18 protein-coding genes are annotated in these 19,730 nt (G+C 58.8%); 5 read left to right on the forward strand and 13 right to left on the reverse strand.

The window, feature by feature from the left end:
* Positions 1-422: 422 nt before the first annotated feature.
* Genes O2597_RS17855 through O2597_RS17865 form a run of 3 tightly spaced genes read right to left on the reverse strand, consistent with a single transcriptional unit; the run spans position 423 to position 4,095 of the window.
* Positions 423-1,439: an adenosine deaminase family protein gene (locus O2597_RS17855; protein ID WP_269527033.1), complete on the reverse strand. Its 1,017-nt coding sequence runs from the start codon at positions 1,437-1,439 to the stop codon at positions 423-425.
* A gap of 8 nt (positions 1,440-1,447) precedes the next feature.
* The gene (locus tag O2597_RS17860; protein WP_269527035.1) at positions 1,448-3,034 is read right to left on the reverse strand and encodes a hypothetical protein; all 1,587 of its coding nucleotides are present in this window, start codon (positions 3,032-3,034) and stop codon (positions 1,448-1,450) included.
* An 11-nt stretch (positions 3,035-3,045) separates the two neighbouring features.
* Positions 3,046-4,095, reverse strand: coding sequence for an aromatic ring-hydroxylating oxygenase subunit alpha (locus O2597_RS17865; protein ID WP_269527037.1), 1,050 nt, complete (start codon positions 4,093-4,095; stop codon positions 3,046-3,048).
* 76 nt (positions 4,096-4,171) lie between these two features.
* On the opposite strand from O2597_RS17865, the gene O2597_RS17870 reads away from it, so the two are divergent.
* Positions 4,172-5,653: a sodium:solute symporter family protein gene (locus tag O2597_RS17870; protein WP_269527039.1), complete on the forward strand. Its 1,482-nt coding sequence runs from the start codon at positions 4,172-4,174 to the stop codon at positions 5,651-5,653.
* 9 nt (positions 5,654-5,662) lie between these two features.
* Here O2597_RS17870 and O2597_RS17875 read toward each other — a convergent pair whose 3' ends face one another.
* The gene (locus tag O2597_RS17875) at positions 5,663-6,403 is read right to left on the reverse strand and encodes a class I SAM-dependent methyltransferase (protein ID WP_269527040.1); all 741 of its coding nucleotides are present in this window, start codon (positions 6,401-6,403) and stop codon (positions 5,663-5,665) included.
* A 300-nt stretch (positions 6,404-6,703) separates the two neighbouring features.
* Here O2597_RS17875 and O2597_RS17880 point away from each other — a divergent pair, with 300 nt between their 5' ends.
* Positions 6,704-6,937 (forward strand): hypothetical protein, encoded by a 234-nt coding sequence (locus tag O2597_RS17880; RefSeq protein WP_269527042.1) that lies wholly within the window; start codon positions 6,704-6,706, stop codon positions 6,935-6,937.
* A gap of 72 nt (positions 6,938-7,009) precedes the next feature.
* Positions 7,010-7,765: an FKBP-type peptidyl-prolyl cis-trans isomerase gene (locus tag O2597_RS17885; RefSeq protein WP_269527044.1), complete on the forward strand. Its 756-nt coding sequence runs from the start codon at positions 7,010-7,012 to the stop codon at positions 7,763-7,765.
* Here the strand turns inward: O2597_RS17885 and O2597_RS17890 are convergent.
* A complete protein-coding gene (locus O2597_RS17890; protein ID WP_269527046.1) occupies positions 7,762-8,220 on the reverse strand; it encodes a macro domain-containing protein in 459 nt (152 codons plus the stop codon). The genes O2597_RS17885 and O2597_RS17890 overlap by 4 nt on opposite strands.
* A 126-nt stretch (positions 8,221-8,346) precedes the next feature.
* On the opposite strand from O2597_RS17890, the gene O2597_RS17895 reads away from it, so the two are divergent.
* Complete coding sequence (locus tag O2597_RS17895; protein ID WP_269527048.1) at positions 8,347-8,781, forward strand: hypothetical protein; 435 nt, start codon at positions 8,347-8,349, stop codon at positions 8,779-8,781.
* A gap of 169 nt (positions 8,782-8,950) precedes the next feature.
* Here O2597_RS17895 and O2597_RS17900 read toward each other — a convergent pair whose 3' ends face one another.
* The 5 genes from O2597_RS17900 to O2597_RS17920 are packed head-to-tail and all read right to left on the reverse strand — an operon-like array spanning position 8,951 to position 16,550.
* The gene (locus O2597_RS17900; protein WP_269527050.1) at positions 8,951-10,789 is read right to left on the reverse strand and encodes an acyl-CoA dehydrogenase family protein; all 1,839 of its coding nucleotides are present in this window, start codon (positions 10,787-10,789) and stop codon (positions 8,951-8,953) included.
* A 13-nt stretch (positions 10,790-10,802) separates the two neighbouring features.
* Positions 10,803-12,827 (reverse strand): 3-hydroxyacyl-CoA dehydrogenase NAD-binding domain-containing protein, encoded by a 2,025-nt coding sequence (locus O2597_RS17905; RefSeq protein ID WP_269527052.1) that lies wholly within the window; start codon positions 12,825-12,827, stop codon positions 10,803-10,805.
* 7 nt (positions 12,828-12,834) lie between these two features.
* The gene (locus O2597_RS17910; protein ID WP_269527054.1) at positions 12,835-14,121 is read right to left on the reverse strand and encodes a thiolase family protein; all 1,287 of its coding nucleotides are present in this window, start codon (positions 14,119-14,121) and stop codon (positions 12,835-12,837) included.
* Between the two features lies 1 nt (position 14,122).
* Complete coding sequence (locus O2597_RS17915) at positions 14,123-15,583, reverse strand: phenylacetate--CoA ligase family protein (protein WP_269527056.1); 1,461 nt, start codon at positions 15,581-15,583, stop codon at positions 14,123-14,125.
* Positions 15,540-16,550, reverse strand: a complete 1,011-nt coding sequence (locus O2597_RS17920) for a patatin-like phospholipase family protein (protein WP_269527058.1) — start codon at positions 16,548-16,550, stop codon at positions 15,540-15,542. The genes O2597_RS17915 and O2597_RS17920 overlap by 44 nt, the downstream gene beginning before the upstream one ends.
* 250 nt (positions 16,551-16,800) lie before the next feature.
* On the opposite strand from O2597_RS17920, the gene O2597_RS17925 reads away from it, so the two are divergent.
* Positions 16,801-17,403: a flavin reductase family protein gene (locus O2597_RS17925; protein ID WP_269527060.1), complete on the forward strand. Its 603-nt coding sequence runs from the start codon at positions 16,801-16,803 to the stop codon at positions 17,401-17,403.
* 6 nt (positions 17,404-17,409) lie between these two features.
* On the opposite strand, the gene O2597_RS17930 is transcribed toward O2597_RS17925, so the two are convergent.
* The 3 genes from O2597_RS17930 to alr all read right to left on the reverse strand — a co-directional run bounded on the left by O2597_RS17930 (position 17,410) and on the right by alr (position 19,692).
* A complete protein-coding gene (locus O2597_RS17930) occupies positions 17,410-17,790 on the reverse strand; it encodes a pyridoxamine 5'-phosphate oxidase family protein (protein WP_269527062.1) in 381 nt (126 codons plus the stop codon).
* A 155-nt stretch (positions 17,791-17,945) separates the two neighbouring features.
* On the reverse strand, positions 17,946-18,554 hold the full coding sequence (locus tag O2597_RS17935) for a hypothetical protein (protein ID WP_269527063.1): 609 nt from the start codon (positions 18,552-18,554) through the stop codon (positions 17,946-17,948).
* Complete coding sequence (alr, locus tag O2597_RS17940; RefSeq protein ID WP_269527086.1) at positions 18,544-19,692, reverse strand: alanine racemase; 1,149 nt, start codon at positions 19,690-19,692, stop codon at positions 18,544-18,546. The genes O2597_RS17935 and alr overlap by 11 nt, the downstream gene beginning before the upstream one ends.
* Between the last annotated feature and the right edge of the window lie 38 nt (positions 19,693-19,730).

Here is a 19,730-nt window from a genome sequence, read left to right on the forward strand (position 1 = left end):
GCTCTTTAAGGCAAAATTCATGCGTTCTTCTATCATTTTGGTTTCTCTCCATGGCATCACCCTTTCTGGCCGAAAGTGTTACCCATGTCCTGAACCTTTTTTGGTACCTATGTCCTGAACCTGTACCTGAGAGGAGACCGGGAGTTGCTCTGGGGACCCCTCCGTCCCGGTCAAGCCGGGACATCCGGCTTCTCTCCGATACGCCGTGACAGGCCTCCCCTCGGAGAGAGGAGGAGCTGTTTTTGAGAGCTGACGAAGCGTGGCAGCGCGGAGACACTGCACAATAAGCAGCGGCGTTGCTGGAAAATCATTCTGCCTCTCCCGCACGGTTGTAAGAATCATTTTGTCAGTAATCATTCTGTGTGCATCCCCGGTATCGAGCCGTAAGCTGAGGCCTGAAGTTGAGTCGCCAGGAGTTGCGGCTAGGCGGAGCCGCAGGCCATGAAGTCTTCGAGGACGCTGTCGATTTCCGCGCAGAAGTCCTGCTTTTGTGAATCGCTCAAGTCGGCGGTGGTGAAGCTGTTCTTGGCGAAGCCGGCGAGCTGGGCGGGGGTGGCACCGAGTACCTGGTGAAGCATGAGATAGTCATCCTTGAGGTGCGCGTTGCCGAAGATGAAGGGATCGTCCGTGTTGATGGTGCAGCGGATGCCGGCTTCTTCCAGCTCGAGGATGGGATGGGACTCCGCTGATTCGACGGCCAGTAGTTTGACATTGCTGATCGGGCAGACGTCGAAGCTGGCCCCCACGCTGGCGGCCAGTTGCACGACCTCGGGGTCGTGCATGGCCTGCACGCCGTGCTGAATTTTCCGAACCCCGAGTTTTTCGATCACCTCACGCACACCGAGCGGGCCGGTGAGCTCGCTGGCGTGTGCCTTGCGCAGCTTGCCGGCGGCCTCGGCATCCTTCCAGAAATCGATGATCCAGGGGCGGAGCGGGAAGAGCTCGTGGCCGTGCAGGTCGATGCCGTGAATGTAGGGCGAGCTGAGAATGTCGGCCAGGTGCTTGTCCTGATTCTCGGAAAATCCCTTATGGTGCAGGCCGGCAAAGAGGCGCACTTCGAGATCGTCGGGGATGCTCTGGTAGATGGCCTCGGCCACCTCGTTCAAGTCGACCCCGGAGCGTTCCACCGCGAGGGCGGCAAAGCTGAATTCGACATACTTGACGTTTTCCGACTTGCGGGTCTCCAGCAGGTCGGCGGCGGCCAGGGCGTAGCGCTCGGGGCTGTTGAGCCAGGGGACGACATACTCCACGATGGCGGCCTCGAAATCGTCAAAGGAGGGGAAGCGGAAGTGGTCGGCCCAGGAGGGCGGCTCCGTCTGGTAGCGTTCCGGGTCGCTGGCCTGCATACGGTGCCAGGGAGGGCTGCCGTCGATGTGCAGATGGTGCTCCCCCTTGGGGAGGCGATTGATGAAGTGGATGATTTCTTCGTTTGCTTGCATAAATCGTATCAATGATGGCCGTGGCTGGATTTGACGGTGATCCATGGGGCGATCCAGAGGAGTGCGGCGACGGTCAGGTAGGCCCAGAACCACTCGTTCAATTCGAGGCGCATGACGGAGACCGTGTCGGCGTAGGTGAAGCTGTACTGGTGGAGCAGGCCGATCATGGAGAAAAAGGCGGCGAGCAGGAACCAGGCAGCGGCCTTGCGGAACTGCTGGTCGATGATGCAGACCGTGGCGGCAGCGAGGATGACCGAACTATAGACATAGCCCTGCTCGAGGGCAAAGGCCCCGTGCGCGTAGAAGGAGCGTGCGGATTGCAGCACGCCGAGGAGGCCCGGCTCGAAAAAGGAGGTGCCCGCCTGTATGCCCGCTGCGGATACAGCATGCTTGAGCATGAGGGCGATATAGGCGCCCACCGGCGGGATGATGCCGATGATGACCGCGGGGATATGTTTCTGCGGGGTCGCCTCGAAGGCCTGGGACATCATGGAGATGCCGATCCAGATGAGGATGGCCATCCCCGCCTCGATCGGCACGAAGTGGAAGAGCAGGCTGGCGCTGCCGGTCAGGCAAATGATGCCGAGGACGCTGCCGGTCAGGACGGAGTAGCCGGCCCGTGCGCCCAAGGCCTTCCAGCCGGGATGACCGATATAGATGGAGGTCGGGAAGGGGGAGCCACAGACGGCGGCCGCGATGGTGCCGAGCCCGTTGACGGCGAGTGCCGGTTTGGCCGGATAGTTATCGCCCGCGGCGGCGGCCGACTCGATATTCTGCAGGGAGAGCACGAGGTGGATGATGCCGACCGGCGCGAGCACGGGCAGCAGCTGCGGCAGCATCTTGAAGGCGGCAAAGAGATCGCCCAGGACCGGGATGGGCAGGTAGAGCCCGAACATTTCCGGCTGCAGCGGGGCGGCCGGAACAATATTGGAGCCCTGGGTGAAATGTAGGGTCCAGGAAAGGACACTGCCGATCACGATGACCATCATGCCCACCGGGAGTCCCCACTTAAGTTTCACGCCGCCGAAATACACGAGCAGCGTCAGTCCGAGCATGGTGATGCCGACCAGCGGGTAGGCAAAGCTGCGAAAGACGAAGTCCATCGCGATGAAGGTAAAACCGATGCCCGCGAGGGTCGAGAGCAGTGCCGCGCGCGGCGTGAAGCGGCGGATGTGGTAGACAACGAAGGCGCCGAAGAACTCGATCAGGCCGGAGCAGAAGCAGGCGAGGAGCCCGGCCTGCCAGGCCAGCCGGTCGGCATCGGCCTTGGTTGCACCCTCGGCCAGGGCGGCCTGCTGTACCGGGTACATGGCGAGGAAGACAAAGGCGACGATGGTCAGTATGCTGGCTCCGTAGGGGATGGCGCAGACATCGTCGCGATTCTCCCTTTTGGCCAGCTTGAGCGCCTGCCGCGCATAATAGAAATTACCGATGGCGAGGCCCACGGCGGTTGCCGGGAGGATCTGCGCATAAAACAGCTCGTTGCTGAACCCGAGAAAGCCCTGGCACAGGCTGCTCATCAGCATGAGCATCACCATGTTGTCGAGCCCCAGGGCAAAGAAGCCGTCGAGGTCGCCTTTGACGAAGAGTTTCACGCGGCTCCGGGTTAGGCGGTAAAGCTACGGCCGAGCCCGACTTTGCGCAGCCAGTTCCGGTAGGCGATGGATGCCTTGTCCGCCTTGGCGTGCACCTCGGCTGAAATTTCCAGCGGGATTTCCTCCGGCTTTTGCATCTCGATAATGACCCGGTCTTCCCCGAGGATCTTACGCTCCCATTCGAGCAGTTTTTCGACCGGCACGTCGTGGTCGAAGTTGCGGGTGAAGACGACGATCAACTGCGCCTTGCGGGCCGAGACCGGCGTGATGTTGATATGGATGATGTGTTCACGTCCGCCGGGGTAACTGATACAGGTGCGCGTACAGAAGGGGAAATAGAGCGTGCGGTGCATGTGCCGCTTCAGCTCCGCCTCATTGGAGATGGGGGAGTCGGAAGGATTGGTGGCCAGGTACTCGAACTCCATCGTCATCCAGTTGTCGGTCATCTCGAACTCATACTCGGTGCCCATGGTCGCGCTGGATTCCTGGCCGAAGGAGCTCTGGTGGACGAAGGAGAAGTGCGCGTTGTCGATGAAGTTCTCGATCGCGCGGCCGGCCGAGCAGTCCCAGATTTCAGGCCCCATATGGAAGCGTCGGTAGGCCGGGTTGTCGGCCTCCGGTTCCCATTCCGGGAGCTGGTTTTGCGGATCCCCGCTGAGGCAGACCCAGATGAGGCCGTACTTGACGGTGTGCAGATAGGTTTCGAGGCGGACCTTGGCGGGGATTTTCCAGTCGGGGTCGCAGGGCACCTTGGTGCACTTGCCGTCGGCGCCAAATTCATAGCCGTGATAGGGGCAGACCACGCAGCTGTTCTTGATCCATCCGGCGGAGAGCGGAGCGCCACGGTGGATGCAAAGGTCTTTCGCCACCACATATTCATCCCCCAGGCGGGCGACCACGAGACGCACGTCCAGCAAGCTCAGGGCGACCGGCTTCTCTGCGATGTCCTCTTCCAGCGCGATGGGGTACCACATGTTGGCGAGTGCATTCCAGTCGCTTTCGCTGAAGGTGCACTCTGCGGGATATTTGGCTGCGTGGATTTGGTAGCTTTCTTCAATCATGCGAAGCCTTTAGCACAGATTATTCCAGATATTTAATTTCCGAATGATTGGCATAGCCGTAGCTACGCGAAACGGCATGTCAGCCTATGTCATCTGGGCAGCCATCTTCCTCGCCGGATATCTTATCTGGCTGCTGGTTTTGGCGCTGCGCTCCGCCCGTACACGTTCCACGGATCTGGATACGTTTTTCCTCGCCGACAAGTCCGTCGGTTTCCTCGCCTCGGTCTTTACCTTCTGGGCGACCTACTTCAGTGCGGTGGCCTTGATTGGCGCGGCCGGCTACTACTACATGCACGGGGTCGGGAACTTCTATTTCGCGGCGCTGGGTTATATCATGCTGGCACTCATCACCGGCACGGTCGGGCGACGCCTCTGGCGCCTCTCGCGGCGCTACCCGGAAATACGTTCTCCCATACAACTGTACCTGCGGCATTTCCGCTCTCCGGGGCTTGAGCTGCTGTTCGTGCTGGTGACGCTGTTTTGCATGGTCCCGTACATGGCGGCCCAAATTACAGGCTTTGCCCGATTGATGGAAGGCGCCATGGACCTGCCCTACGTCTGGACCGCGGCCGCCGCGCTCGCTGTGATCTACTTCTATTCCGAATCCGGCGGGCTGAAGAATATCGTCAGCACGGACATCGTACAGTCCTTGATGACCATCGTCGGTTGTATCGGGGTGGTCATTACATTTCTTTGGGCCTACTGGGCCTGGGATCTCGGGAGTTTCGTGCGCGAGGTTGACGCGGTTTCCGACCCCTCGCTTTGGAGCCTTTCGGGTCCGAACGGGTTCTACAATCCGGTGCTGATTGTCAGCCTTGCGCTGTTGATTTCGCTCGGTGCCGTACCGATGGCGCATAATGCGCAGCGCTACATGATTGTGAAGGATGAAGTCTACCTGCGACGCCTGATGTGGTTGTTCCCGGTGCTCGGCGTTTTTGTGACGATGGTGGCCTGCGTGCTCGGACTGGGTGGGGCGGTTCACTTCCCGGGCTTGGCAAGCGGGGATCAGGTGATCGGGGCGATCACCGCGACGGTGCCGCCGGTGATCGGGGCGATGGCTACGGTCGGCATTCTTGCGGCGACGATGTCGACGGCCGACTCTATTCTATTGAGTGTGGGCTTCATTGTGAGCGAGCAATGGTATCGCGGCAAGAAAGGCAGCGGCGCCTCGGTGCTTCGTCTCAACCGTTGGTGTACCCTGGCGATTGCGATCTTTGCGTTTATCGCGAGCATCCGCCCGGAGCTGGTGAGTGACTTGGCCTTCAATGCCTTCGGCGGGATGCTCCAGCTCGCACCTGTCATGCTGGCCGGACTCTATGAATGGAAAGTCGGCCGCAACTGGGCCTTTGCCAGTGTGCTGAGCGGACTCACGGTCCTGTTCATTGGGAATACAAACCTGTACGGGCACTTGGCACCGGAGTATCTGCCGCATTACCTGGCGGCCTTTCTCAGCGGATTGGCTGTTCTCGGTGTCGGTCGGCTACTGGTAGCCTACCGGGCGCTGCCGGTCTACGAGCGGGCTCCCGTTGGACTGCGTGCCGCGCAGACGGTGAAGTGAGAGGCTTGGTCAGGTTTCGCTGCTGAGACGGCAATGCAGGATGACTTCGTCAAATTCATCCAATGAGCCCATTCCGGGCCGCATGTTCAGTGCTTTCTGGAAGCGCAGCCCGATCGGCATGAAGATCGAGTTGTAATACCACATGGCCCGTTCCGGGTTTTTCTCCATATAGTCCATGGCCCAGTCGACCAGACGGCTGGATTTTGGCTGCATCCCGTAGGCGCAACTCTGCTCGACGCTCAGACCGTGTCGCGCCAGCAAGCTGGACAAGTCATCCGGCGCGTAGCGTCGGCAATGGCCCACGATGTCGTCGAAGCGGGTCCAAAAGGACATGTGAAGCGGAACGGATAGGAGGCAGTGTGCTCCGGGCTTGGCAACACGACAGATCTCGGTCAGTGCGCGGTCATCTTCCCGGACATGTTCGATGATATCGAGCGCGCAGACCAAATCGAATTGCTTGCCGGGAAAGGGCAATGCTTCGATCGAAGCCTGATGCACATGCCCGCCCTGTTTGGCGAGCGCATCCAGGGCTGGCCGGCTGATGTCTGCAAAACAGGTTCCGCAGATCGGCAGTCGTGGTCGCATGCCCGGTGCGATCTCCAGACGAGTGCCTGCTTCCTTGCTGAGCTGCTCGACCAGTGGCCAGGTGTTGAAACGCTGCGGGGCAATCAGGCGCACTCGGCGCCAAAGTCTATCATAGAACTCTTGGTTTGTCTGTTCGAGTTCGGTTGCCGGGCTAGGGTGTGTCATGTCGGGATCGCCATGGGCCTATACGGGGTCGGATTGGTAGTTCCGTGCAATCTCCGATTGTCTCTGCCGGCCGTGGCTATAAAGGGTTTCTGTAGTCAGCTTGGCGGACTGGGCCTTGCTGTCAATGGTGGTATATATGGTCGGGGATACGAGAGGCGGGGATCCTAACAAGGTCGTGCGGACGCGGCAAAGCGCGTCCCTCCAATGCTTCGCATCCACCTAGCCGAATTCGTGAGAATTTGGATGGCAATATTCGACATGGATTGACTCTATTGGCTGAGGGATACTTGTATCGGGATTATGGATTCAGAAGCCAAGGACATCATCGATCGACTGCTGGACACTGGCGGCACAGAAGCGACACAAAAGGCCGCCCTGAAGCGGGCGGGGGAGTTGCTTGAGGAGCACTACATCCTCAACCTGCCGCCCTCGACGGATATTCTGAAAGCCTTGGCCAAATACTCGAAATCGAGCCGTGCGCCGTCATCCCTGGCCCGCAGGGCCGCCCGCCTGCACAAGGATTACAAGATCTAACCGCGGTTCACCGTATTCGAAAAGCGGGGCTTTTCGTTTGACCTGCGCGACACAGGCGATGAAACAAGGCGCATGATTGAAACTCCTGCTGATGTCCAAAGTGTCCCCGCCGATGCCGAAACCACTGCGTCCGGCCTTGCTTCACGTGTATTGACTTCCGGTTCCGGGAAGGAATCCCCGGCTGCTGCGGATACCGTAACCGTGCATTACAGTGGCTGGACCACAGACGGCCAATTGTTCGACAGTTCCGTACGCCGCGGCCAACCGGCCAGCTTCCCTCTGAACCGTGTGATCAAGGGCTGGACCGAAGGCTTGCAGCTGATGGTTGCGGGTGAAAAACGCCGCTTCTGGATTCCGGCTGCACTGGCCTATGGGGATGACCCCGCCGGTGGTCGTCCCGCCGGCATGCTGGTTTTCGACGTCGAACTTCTTTCCTTTGAAAAGGCACCCGAGCCTCCCAAGGTGCCCGAAGACGTGGCCGGAGTGCCCGAAGCTGCCGAAGTCCGCGAAAGTGGCCTGGCTTCCCGCGTGTTGAAGGCCGGTGGGGGTGAAAAAAATCCCGCGAAGACGGATTTTGTGACGGTGCATTACAGCGGTTGGACGACCGACGGTGCGCTCTTCGATAGCTCGGTGATGCGCGGCCAACCGGCCAGCTTCGGCCTGTTCCAGGTCATTCCCGGCTGGACCGAAGGGGTGCAACTCATGGTGGAAGGCGAAACACGCCGTTTCTGGATTCCGGCAAAACTGGCTTATGGCGAAAACCCGCAAGGCGGTGCACCCGCCGGCATGCTGGTCTTCGATGTCGAGCTGATCCGGATCGGCCGCTAGCAGCGGGCGGCTCCCGTATCCGAAGGGGTCCGGTCGATGATCCGGAAGCGGTCATCCAGGTGCCGCTGAAGGATAGGTTCGACCTCGCTCCATTGCAGCCCTCCGGAGCCGCAACCCGGACGGGGAAGGTAGACGGCATCCCATTGCTGCTCGTCGCAGAGTGTGACGAGTTCGCGACAGGACTGCTCAATCAGCCGGGTGTCGGGGAGGTCCATCGGGCTGTATTCGATGGGAAAGGCGACGATGCGGTCGGACAGCAGATAGACGTGCAATCCGCCCGCCTTGATACGCTTGCCCAGTTCTCCCGGAATACCATGGAAACGCAGGGAGGCCTGACGGGCACAACCCCGAGGCATCAGGCAAACGCCCTTGCGTGTGACCATACCACCGGTCGTGATCGCAATCACGTCACCTTTGGCATGGTAGTCCCAGATGTCTCCGTGGATCAGTTTCATGGAAATCGCTTCTTTGGCCCAGTTGATTTGAATGAGCCAGTATTCAGTCAATGCCCAGGAGCCCAGGTCTCAAAAGATAAAAATCAGTTTTAATTATAAGGATTAGCGAGTATAATGTCAGCAATTATGAAAGCTACTCCAACCCCCGGGGTGCCGCTGAGTGAGGAGCAATCCTACCTAAAATTCGCCGGTACCCTCCTGATGATCCTGGGAGCCATGCAAAGCTTCCTTTCCTTGGCCGGCATTTCGGTCGTGGTTTTTGATTCGAGCATCCATTTTTTCGGCGCGATCGGCATCTTTGACATCTCCGAGCTCAGCACCGCCGGGTGGGTGCCACGCATGCTCATCGGTTACATCCTCGCCCAGGTCTTTGTCGGTTGGGCGATCGGCTGCCTGACGATGCGGGCCGGCTACCACTGCCTGCACGCCAAGTCCTGGCATTTCGTTTACTGGGTGATGATGCTGAATTGGTTCTGTTTTCCGGCCGGTACGACCGTAGGACTCTTGCTCTGGCGTGATTTGCGCCGTGAGTCGGTTCAGGAATTGTTTGAGCATTCGTGATACGGGATACCCTTCGACAGGCTCAGGGCAGGCGGGATATGGGATGGGGGATCGGGCCTTCTTGTTTGTCCGGGCGCACAGAAGCGCGTCGCTCCATTCACCTTGCTTTGATGTCGCCGAATTCGTGAGCATTTGGAGGCTTGATATCCCGGGGCGCGAATCCCGTTTTTCAATGGACTTCCCGAGTCTTGAGATGGGTTTGTGCCAAATTGTACGCCATGGAATCGAGCGGCAGGTCAAGTTCCTTGAACCAGGTCTGTATTCTGTGTTGGCCGCGTCGACAGACATACTTGGCAGTCGGCACAGCCGTTTCGGGCAAGTCATGACGCGCTTGGGCGTAGGCACAGGCGCAGGTCATCGCGAACAGTTCGGTGCCGATCTTGACCAACCGTGCCAGTACCAACTGTCGGCTTTCGAGGGCTGGGCCATAGCGCAACATCCTGTGAAACAGAGCACAGGCCAGTTTTCGGCTCAGCCGTTCAATCCGCAGGAATTCGACGTACAGTTCCGGTTCGGTCTCTGGAGGGAGGCGGGTGTTGCCGGGCAGGTACTTTGCAGGGTACCAGCGTGCATAGTGCGACATGGCCCTCAGGCCGGCGCGGAGTCGTACTATGCCGGGCTTGCGGCGATCGAGGACAGGCCCACCGAACCGTAGGTGCGGATCCAATGCTTCACGTGCGATAAAGAGGTGCATAATCTCACTGGAACCTTCGAAGATGGTATTGATCCGACAGTCACGCATCATGCGTTCGACCGGGTCCGGACTTTCGCCCCGGTTGCGTAGTGAATCCGCCGTTTCGTAACCACGTCCGCCCTTGATCTGCATCGTCGCATCAATCGTACGCCATGCGGCTTCACTGCCCCAGAGTTTGCTCATCGCGGCTTCGAGGCGTATGTCCGCATGTTTGTCCCGATCGACCAGCGAGGACGTATATCGAACCATCGCTTCGGTCACAAAGGCATCTGCGGCAATCTCCGCTATTTTTTCGGCAATGGCGGCATGTTGTCCGATGGGCTTACCCCATTGCTCGCGTTGCCGCGACCAACGAAGCACAATGTCCAAACAGCGTTGCATCAGTCCGGTGCAGGCGGCAGGCAAGGTCAGGCGTCCGGTATTCAATGTCGTCAGTGCGACTTTGAGACCTTTCCCTTCCTCTAAGACTATATTCTCCCGGGGAACATAGACATCCCGAAAGCGAAGCACTCCGTTATACAGCGCCCTTAGGCCCATGAAATGGCAGCGCGTAACGATCTCCACTCCGGGCCAGCTCATATCGACGATAAACGCCGTCGTTCGCAACTGATGGCTTACGGAGGGGGTGCGCGCCATGACAATGATGTGCGATGCTTTCAGGCCGTTGGTGCACCAGAGCTTTTCGCCATTCAGCCGGAAGCCTTTGCCATCCTGATCCGGAGTGGCCTCGGTTTTCATGCGAGCCGGGTCGGAACCGACATCTTTTTCCGTAAGGGCAAATGCCGAAATCTGTCCCTTCGCAAACAGGGGCAGGTAGCGTTGCTTCTGTGCTTCGGTGCCGAAGATGAGCAACGGTTGTGGGACACCGATGGATTGATGGGCCGAGAGCAATGCCGTCAGGTTGCCGCAATTCCGGCCAAGCTCCATGGCCGCCCTGGAATAGTTGCTTTGGCTGAGGCCCAGTCCGCCGTATTGGCGCGGGATCTTGATGCCGAAAGCACCGAGCTGTGCCAGTCCCTCGATCACCTCCGTCGGGATCTCTCCCTCGCGGTCAATCGCATCTGGGTCCGTCCTTTCTGCCAGGAAGTGTTTCAGTTTTGAGAGAAACCGGTCGCCTTCGGCAGCATCTTCGCGAGATTGCAGAGGGAAGGGGGTGATGCCGTCAAACCGGGGACAACCGTCAAACAAAGATGCGGCCAGGCCGCTGAGCATGCGGCTGTCGCGCGAGCTTTCGGCGGCTTCCAGGGCGAGGCGCTGACCTTCCGACATCCCGGAGGTGTCGATCAGGTCCCTGGTGTCTTCACTGGTTTTCATCTGGGCTCCTTTCTTAATGTTGAGTGAGTACCGCTTCGGTATCCTTCTTTTGAGCCGGTGGGTAGAAGCCGGGGCGGATGGCACCGATCGAGTCCGCGTAGTGAAGCGGGCCGCCGCGGAAGGGGGCGTAGCCGGTTCCCATGACCATCGCAAAGTCGATATCCCCGGCCGATTCCGAAACCGCTTCATCCAAGCAACAGGCTGCTTCTTCGGACATGCAACTGGTAAGCAGTTGGGTGATCACCTCCTTGTCCATTTCGGAGGATTCCCTCAACTGGAGTACTTCCCTGTTCGGCATCTCCTTGTTTGACTTGTAGAGGTAAAAACCCTTGCCGTTTTTACGTCCCAAGCAGTCCATTCCGATGATGGTTTCGAGCAGTTCCGGTATTTTAAAGCGTCCGGGGAAAGCCTGTGTCAGAGTCGACGCAACATGGCCTGCCACATCCAGACCGATTTCATCCAGCAGGCGCATGGGGCCCATCGGCATGCCGAAGTCCAGCATGGCCTCATCGATCAACTGCGGATCGACGCCCCGCTCGAATATGGCGCAGGCTTTGAGCAGGTAGGGAAGCAAGATGCGATTGACGAGAAAGCCGGGCGAGTCCTGAACCACGACCGGCACCTTGCCGATCTTTTGCGCGAAACGAATGGCAGTGGCCAGAGTGGGGGCCGAAGTACTCCGGCATTTGACGACCTCTACGAGCGGCATCCTGTAGGCAGGGTTGAAGAAATGAAGGCCCACGAGACGGTCAGGCCGTTGCATCACGGCGGCAATCTCATGCAGCGGAAGGGCAGATGTATTGCTGGCGAGGATACAGTCTTCCGAGCAGCGGCTTTCCAGTTCGCGGAAGATGCGTTTCTTCACGTCAATGTCTTCAAGCGCCGCCTCAATCACGACTTGATGGCGATGCAAGGGGACGGCGTCGGCGGTCGCGTGGATTCGGTCGAATCCGGCCCTGGCCTCTGCGTGGTTCATTATATGGCGCTCGCGGGCATGGCGGTATTGCCTGCGTATCGCTTCGAGGCCCCGGGCCAGGGCTTCTTCGCTCACATCCTGAAGCAGGACGGGGTAGCCGCGTGCGCTCAGCCAGTAGGCGATACCGGCGCCCATCACGCCGCTGCCCAACACGGCGATCCGTTCGACCGGGCGTGGGGCGACGTCCGGCAGGGACAGCTTTTTCGCTTTTTCCCGCAAGAGGAAGAGGTTGATCAGGTGGGTCGTCTCAGGTTTGGAGACCAGTTCGATGCAGGCGCTTCGTTCATTGATAAAACTCTTCTCCTTTGGAATGTGTACGGATTCGCACATGACACGAAGCGCTTTTTTCGGTGCCGGGTAGTTCCCGCGGCTGCGCTGTTGCAGTTCATGTTCCGCTTTGACTTCGATGAGACGGGCTGCGGCCGTATTGTTTTGAATGGCGTGGGTGAAGGGCGGCCGCTTGCCCCGCTCAAGATAGCGGTCGGCCATCGCATTCAGGTAGACAGCCGGTACGACGGCATCAACCAGTCCTTTTTGCTTGGCCTTGTCGGCCGGCAGCACCCGTCCTGCGAGCACCAGCGGCAGGGCTTGAGCCAGGCCGAGCACTTGCGGCAGACGAGTCGATCCGCCCCATGCCGGAAGTATGCCGAGCTGGGTTTCCGGTAATCCGATACGTGTGCTTCCGGCATCCGAAGCAATTCGCCAGTCGCAGGCCAGTGCGAGTTCGTAACCTCCTCCCACACAGGCGCCGTCGATCAGGGCGGCCGTGGGGATCGCCAGGTCCTCGATCGCCTGGAAGGTCTGGTGCCCGAGGTCGATAAGGGCGGCGAGTTCTCCCGGTGTGGCGCTCACGAGTTGCTTGATGTCAGCCCCTGCGATGAATATTCCCTTTTTCGCCGAGGTGAAGCGGAGGCTTCGTATCGTCGCGTTGCTTTTGACCTGTGTCAGCAGCTGTAGGAGTTCCTGCAGGGTGGACTTGTCAAAAAGGTTTGCCCTTGAATCCGCCTGGTCAAAGACGATTTGCGCATGCCCTTCGTTGATTTGGAATTTCAGGTGTTTCATCGGACTTTCATTTGGATTTCGGATGTGTGGATTCGAGCCAAAGCGCAGCACCCTGTCCGCCGCCGATACAGAGGCTGACCAGTGCGCGGCGACCGCCCGAATCTTTCAGTTGCTGCAAGGCCGTAAGGATGAGGCGTGCGCCGGTCGCTCCGACCGGATGGCCGAGCGCGATGGCACCGCCCCGCTGGTTGAGCCGGTCGAGGGGGATCTCGCCGAGTGGTGCAGGAAGGCCGGCCCGGGCCGAATATTCCGGCTCCATCAGGGCTTTCAGGACTGCGAGGACTTGAGCCGCGAAGGCCTCGTTGATCTCGTACAGGTCGGCGTCGGCCAGCTTCAGGCCGGCTCTGCGGTTGACCGCTTCAATTGCCCGCACAGGACCCAGTCCCATGCGGGCAGGATCACACCCGGTATAGGCATAATCAATCAAGCGGCCTAAAGGTTCGATTCCCAATTCCCTGGCACAAGTTTCGGAGCCGACGAGCAAGGCCACGGCACCATCCGTAATCTGGGACGCATTTCCGGGAGTCACACTACCGGTCTCACGGTCGAAAACCGGTTTGAGTCCGGCCAGTCCTTGCTCGTTGCAGTCTTCACGGATGCCATTGTCGGCAAGCACTGCATGACCGTCGACGAATACCGGGGCGATTTCCCGTGCGGTCGCTTCCCTGTGTGCTTTCGCTTTCCGGTGCGAGGCAACGGCAAACCGGTCCTGACACTCGCGGGAAATGTCATATTCGCGAACCAGAAGTTCGGCGGTTTCGCCCATGTTCATCCCGGATACCGGATCGGTCAGTCCCAGTTGCAGGCCGAGGAGCGGGCTGAAATCGTTCGGACGGAAGCGGCTGAGAGCTTTCAACCGTTCGGCTAGCGAGTGTGCTTTCGACAAGCCGGTAAAGTGTTCCAAGGCCGAGTCCCTGAACAACAGCGGGTAATGGCTCATGCTTTCCACGCCACCGACAATATAACAGTCGCCGCGCTCGGCCTGGAGTCTTTGGCATGCCGTCGTGAGCGACTCCATTCCGGATGCACAGTTGCGGTTCACAGTCATAGCGGGGACCGTTCTTGGGAGACCGGACCGCAGGGCAATGACGCGCGCAATGTTTGCGCTATCCGCCGGTTGACCGACGCAACCGAAGATGAGTTCCGAGACGCGTGCCGGGTCGATTCCGGTCTGGTCCAGCAACGCGGTGACAGCGGCCCGGCCCAGGTCGGACGCACTCAGGGATGCGAGCTCTGTTCCCATTCGGCAGAATGGAGTTCGAATCCCGGCGATTACATACAATACGGTGTTCATTTCATCCTTTCTGTGGGCGGTGATCGATAACTTTGCGTTCCTTTAATTCCCGGCCGACTCCCTGAAGCTTGCGCATGGCGTCCCAATCGTGGACCTGGACCGAGTTGGGCATGACCTCGACCTGTTTCTTGAAACGTTCTCGGATCGTGTGCTCCATTTCATTGTGGGAAATCGTATCCTGTATTGGTACGACATGTACGATGATCTCATCGACATCCAACGGGTCGTCATTGTGTTTGCGTATCTCTAGTTGCCACGCGCCGACAGACGGGGTGTCATCCAGCAGGTGCTCTAAGTTGTTGAAGTCGACCAGGCTACCTTTCAACTTGTCCAGTTGCAGTTGGTGGATATTCGAGACTCTTGAAATGCGCCCGACCAGACGGGGGCAACGGCGGCCGCAGCCGGGACATGCCTCATAACTGAGCCCTCCTTCAACCAGGTCGCCCGTCCTGTAGCGAAGCACCGTGGTGCCGCGGCAATCAAGTTGCGTGTAGACGATTTCTCCCGGCTCTCCTTCCGGCACCCTTCTTCCGCTTTCCGGGTCGATCACTTCCATGTATCCCATATCAGGATACAGGTGGAATCCGTGGTTCTCCTCGCCGTGGCCCCCGCCGCATTCGGTCCATGCCATTTTGGCTTCTGTGAAGCCGTAGGTGGACAAAATCCGGACGGGGTGGGCGTCGAGTTGTGCGCATAGCTTCCTCAGCTTCCTGCGCATACCATCGGGAACTTTCTCGCCACCGAGGACGAGTGTCTTCAAGTGCGGCCAATGCATGCCTTCATCGACAGCGATATGCATCAGATGGTAGATGAAAGTCGGCATGCCGATGAGTGCGTCGGCTTGGGTCTTCTCGATGAAACGGATATTGCCTTCCGTGCCGATCGTTTTGCCGCCTCCGCTCGAAAGGGTGAAACTGCCGAAGCCCAAACCGGCATAGTGAGCCTGCCAGAACGCCAGATGGGGCGCATAGGGGAAGGCGTTGACATGCTTGTATTCCGGCCTGGATCCGCAAATTTGCATTAAACGTGTACCTGCAATTTGAAGCCGGTCCAAATCATAGGCACTGTAGAGAAAAGGCACCGGCCTGGATGAGCGTCCTGTTGTGCTGGTGAGAAAGATGGGGCGGAATTCGCGTTCCAGTAAGCGCTTCGCGCGCTTCGGACCGTAGCGCAGGAGGAGGCCGATGCTGGAACGCTGCAACTTGAGCGTCCGCTCCTCGGGGAGGACGACGAAGTCTCGATTGTTCTCAAAATCTTCCTTTCGGGTAAAGGGCAGGCGCTCCAGATCGTCCGTCGTGCGTATGTCCTGTACCCGTATTCCGTTGTTTTGGAATATTTCGCGGTAGTGCCGCACAAAGGGGATGACGCGGAGTTTCAGGTATCGACGGAGAAGGCGACTTTGTTGGTGGCGAATTTCGTCAGTTGAGGCTTTCTCCCACCATGTCTGTGCGTGGGCTTGCATTGTTTTGGACCGGATTGAGTAATTTTCGGATTGCCGGGAGTGCGGCCTGTGCCGCCTCACGACCGATGCCGATGAAGTGGTCGTATTGATGATAGTCATACCAGCGGCCGATACAGCTGATTGGCTTGATGACGATGTCCGCATGTTTGCAGGAATCGTGCGCCATGCGTATCTGGGAGGCCTTCAAGGAGGCGACAAAAGTGTCGATGATATTACCTTTAGCCAACAAGTTGATCGGACGAAGGGCGGTTTTGTACAAACGTTTCAACAGCTTGCGTTCGGGGCCGGTCGCTACTTTGGACGCGCAATGGTCAATCTCATCAATCGAGGGTATGGTCGAAATTGCGATGACCGCATCGACCTCTGCGAATTGGTGGAGGATGGATACGGGGACCGGATCGACGACACCGCCATCCACGCAACGGTGCCCCTGATGGTGAACAGGGACGATGACTCCGGGGAGTGCGCAACTGGCGTGCACCGCGTCGACGACTTTGCCCTCATGACAGACCAGGCGTTCATAAGTATCAATGTCGGTTGCAATGATGTAGAGAGGCCGCATGAGCCTGTCGAAAGTGATATCGCCAATGGAGCGGTACAGGTGGGCTTTGGCCTTGCGGCCATAAAAGAGTCCCCGAGTCGGAGGAAAGGCTGGGTCAGAGAGCTTCCGCATCGTTTTCGGAGTCTGGATCTCCTCTGCCAGTGCGACCAGTTGGGGCCCGGTGTACCCGGCGCACCAGAGTGCCCCGACGTAGGCGCCCATGCTGACCCCGGAAACGGCTGCGATCGGAATGTTGTTTTCTTCCAACACCTGAATGACACCGACATGGGCCAGTCCCTTCGCGCCGCCGGCTGAAATGGCAAGGCCCAGCCGTTTCGGTCTTACCCCTTCTTGTATCTGTGCAAGCTCCCCGGCAGCGGTGTGTGTCCCGCTGTACATCATGGGCTTTAGGCTGGAGTGCGTCATAGGGGTAACTCCTTGTAGCCAATATATACAAGTCTTCCGATAAAGCCACCTAATTCCGCAAAGAAAGGTTGCTTATTGTCGTGCGGAGTGCGGGATGCGGTTGCCCTTTACAACGCGCTTCGCACTAACGTCGCCGAATTAGTGAGAATTTGGCGACAGACACTGACAAGCCACGTCACTCACATCCCGAAACCTGAATCCGGATCCCGTATCATCTGGTCTTTCAGCCCGGAGTGCTTAGTTTGCGGGAATGACCTTTGATTTGATGGATGCACATGCCGCGGATGCCTATAAGGTGTTGGCGAGTCTCGTAACTCCGCGTCCGATCGCCTGGGTGACCACGGTCGGTGCGGACGGAGTCGTGAACGCCGCCCCTTTCAGTTTCTTCAATGTCTTCGGCTCGAAGCCGCCGTTAGTGGCTTTCGCGCCGGGCGACCGGGAACCGGGCGTGCCAAAGGATACGGCCTTGAATATCCGGAAGGGGGAGGACTTCGTGATCAATTTGGTCGATGAGGCGGTGGCGGAAGCGATGAACCGGACCGCCGCCAGCCTGCCCCATGGCCAAAGCGAGCTGGAGGGGTGCGGCCTTACCCTGATGCCGGGTGAAAGTGTGCGCTCGCCTTGGATTCGCGAGGCACCAGCTGCCTTGGAATGCCGTAAGCACAGTATCCTCGAGATCGGGAATAACCGTATGGTTCTCGGAATTGTCCATCGGGTGCATGTCCGTGATGGAATCTTTGATCCTTCGAACCACCGCATGGATGTCTCCGCCTACCAACCGGTTGGGCGGATGGCTTCTCCGCATTGGTATTGCCGGACCGGGGAGCTTTTCGAGATGAAACGGCCGGACTAATACCGGTCAGACCAGTTTGTCCGCGCCGGCATAGATCGCTTCAACGTGCAGGTAGTAGGCCGCCCGGGTTTCGAAATGGGGCGGATTTTCACGGACCCATTCGGCCACGGAGTTGAAACGCTCACCCTCAGTGACTTCTTCCGTACGGCACTTGATCTGAAAGGCGCGTTTGGTTTCCGGGTGCATGACGAGGACCGCCATACGCGGATTGACGGTGAGGTTATCTCTAGTCTTGGCGAAGGCACAATCGGCCGCGACCAAAGTCTTTGAATTCACCGCCTTGATGTAGCTCATATAAATAATGTTGGGCCGGCCGTCCTTGTCGGCAGTGGCCACACACATTGGCTTGGTCGCCTCGATCGCCTGAATGATTTCTTCGTTTAACATGGCATTGTAATCTCTCGGTACCCTTTGCGTGCAGATCCGATGCCGATCAACGGGAAAGGTCCGGAGTGGACTATCTATTAGTCAGCCTGTCGGCCGAGTTTAGGGAAGGATACGGCCTGAACCAGCTTCGTATCGTGGGTTGCGACGGCTTAGTCTTAATACCCGGGTTCTTGCGGCAAAGGCCGGTTCTGCCTCGACCAGAGGGCCCAGCAAATGGCAAGTGCCGCAATTGCCAGCGAAAGGATCATGACGATTCGACCGGCCAGCAAAACATCACGTGCGATGTAGATGTCACGTGAGAGCAGGTCCAATTCGGTGAGGATGAACTCCCAGTCGTGGCCCTCAACCTCGCGTCCAGTGTGGCCACCGATGAGGATCAGGCTGAGGCTGCGGGCGTCGTTGATGTAAGGCGCCACATCGACGAGATTCTGCCCGGCCCACCAGGCCATGATGCCGGTCGCATAGAGGTCCCGGTTCTTGATTATAAAAGCGAGAGCCAGTAAGGCGGGGACCAGAAATTGAAAGAGCGAGCCGCCAAAGCTGGTCAGAAGCGGTTTGCCGAAGATGCCGAAGAGGACGTGACCGGCTTCGTGAAAGATCAGGTTGGGGCCGTGGAGGAAATAGTCCGCGTTGCCAAGCTCCAGAATCGGGGTGCGCAGAAAATAGAGACTATGGTAACAGAGGAAGGCTAGCAGCAGACCTTGCAGTGACAGGGAAAACAGGCTGGGGGACTGCCGCACCATCGAAGTAGCGCTAGATCTCACGCCCGTTCGTGTAGATTCGTGTGACCCGTTTCGTGATGGAGCACAGGCATTCCCAGGGAATGGTGCCTGCCCGGCGGCTAAATTCGTTCGCGCTGATTTCCTCCTCACCACTGCGGCCGATCAGAATGACCTCGTCGCCGGGAGTCACCTTGTCCAGTGCGCTGATGTCGACGATTGTCTGATCCATGGTAACCCGGCCGAGGATGGGGCAGCGCTTGCCTTGCAGGAGCACTTCGCCCTTGTTGCTCAATTCTAGAGGAATGCCGTCGCCGTAGCCGGCGGTCAGGACGGCAATCCGCTTGGCTTGTGTGAGGGTGTGGGTGCGGCCGTAACTGATGTCGGTGCCGGCCGGCAGTTCCTTGACGATCCCCACGCGAGTATGGAAACTGAAGACGGGTTCGACCTTGGCTCGGCCAAGGGCTGAGTCCGGGTAAGGGGAGACGCCCAGTTGCAAGAGGCCCACGCGGACCGCATTAAACGGGGTGTCGCCGCGGAATGACTCGATCGCGGCCGAGTTGTCCGCATGGATGAGGAAGTCCGGATTCTCGGAGATCTCCATGTCCGGCAGCAGTCTCAGAACTTCCAGGAAGCGACTGCGCTGCAAATGCGTGAATTCCGGGTCGGTGTCGGCACTGGAAAAGTGTGTGTAGATGCCGCAGAGCTGGAGGGCTTCGGATGCCTGAAGGGCTCGAATTATCTCCGAAGCCTGCTCGTGCCAGACTCCGAGACGACCCATTCCGGTATCGACCTTCAGGTGAACCCGGATGGATTGGCCGGCGGCACTGGCGATTTGGTTGAGCCGTTGGACTTCTTCAGGGGTGCTGACTGTGGCGGCGAGTTCATAATCGAGCAGGTAGCTCTCCTCTCCCGGCAGGACCGGGCTAAGCACGAGGATGGGCCATCCCGCACCGAGATGGCGGATGTCCGCGGCTTCATGTACATTGGCCACGGCAAAGCAGTCGACTCCGCTTTGCATGAGACGCCGAACCATCTGGGGCATGCCATGTCCGTAGGCATCCGCCTTGACGACCGCGACATAGCGTACCTTGTCGGGCAGGGCCGACTGTATGCGGTGCAGGTTTCGCTCGAAGGCGGCTAGGTCGATCTCCGCCCAGCAGCGGTGTGGTTTGCTCTTTATGGCTGTGCTCCTTTTTTTTACTCGATTGTATCGCTCGG

It is taken from the genome of Coraliomargarita parva (assembly GCF_027257905.1).
GTDB classification, from domain to species: Bacteria; Verrucomicrobiota; Verrucomicrobiia; order Opitutales; family Coraliomargaritaceae; genus Coraliomargarita_A; species Coraliomargarita_A parva.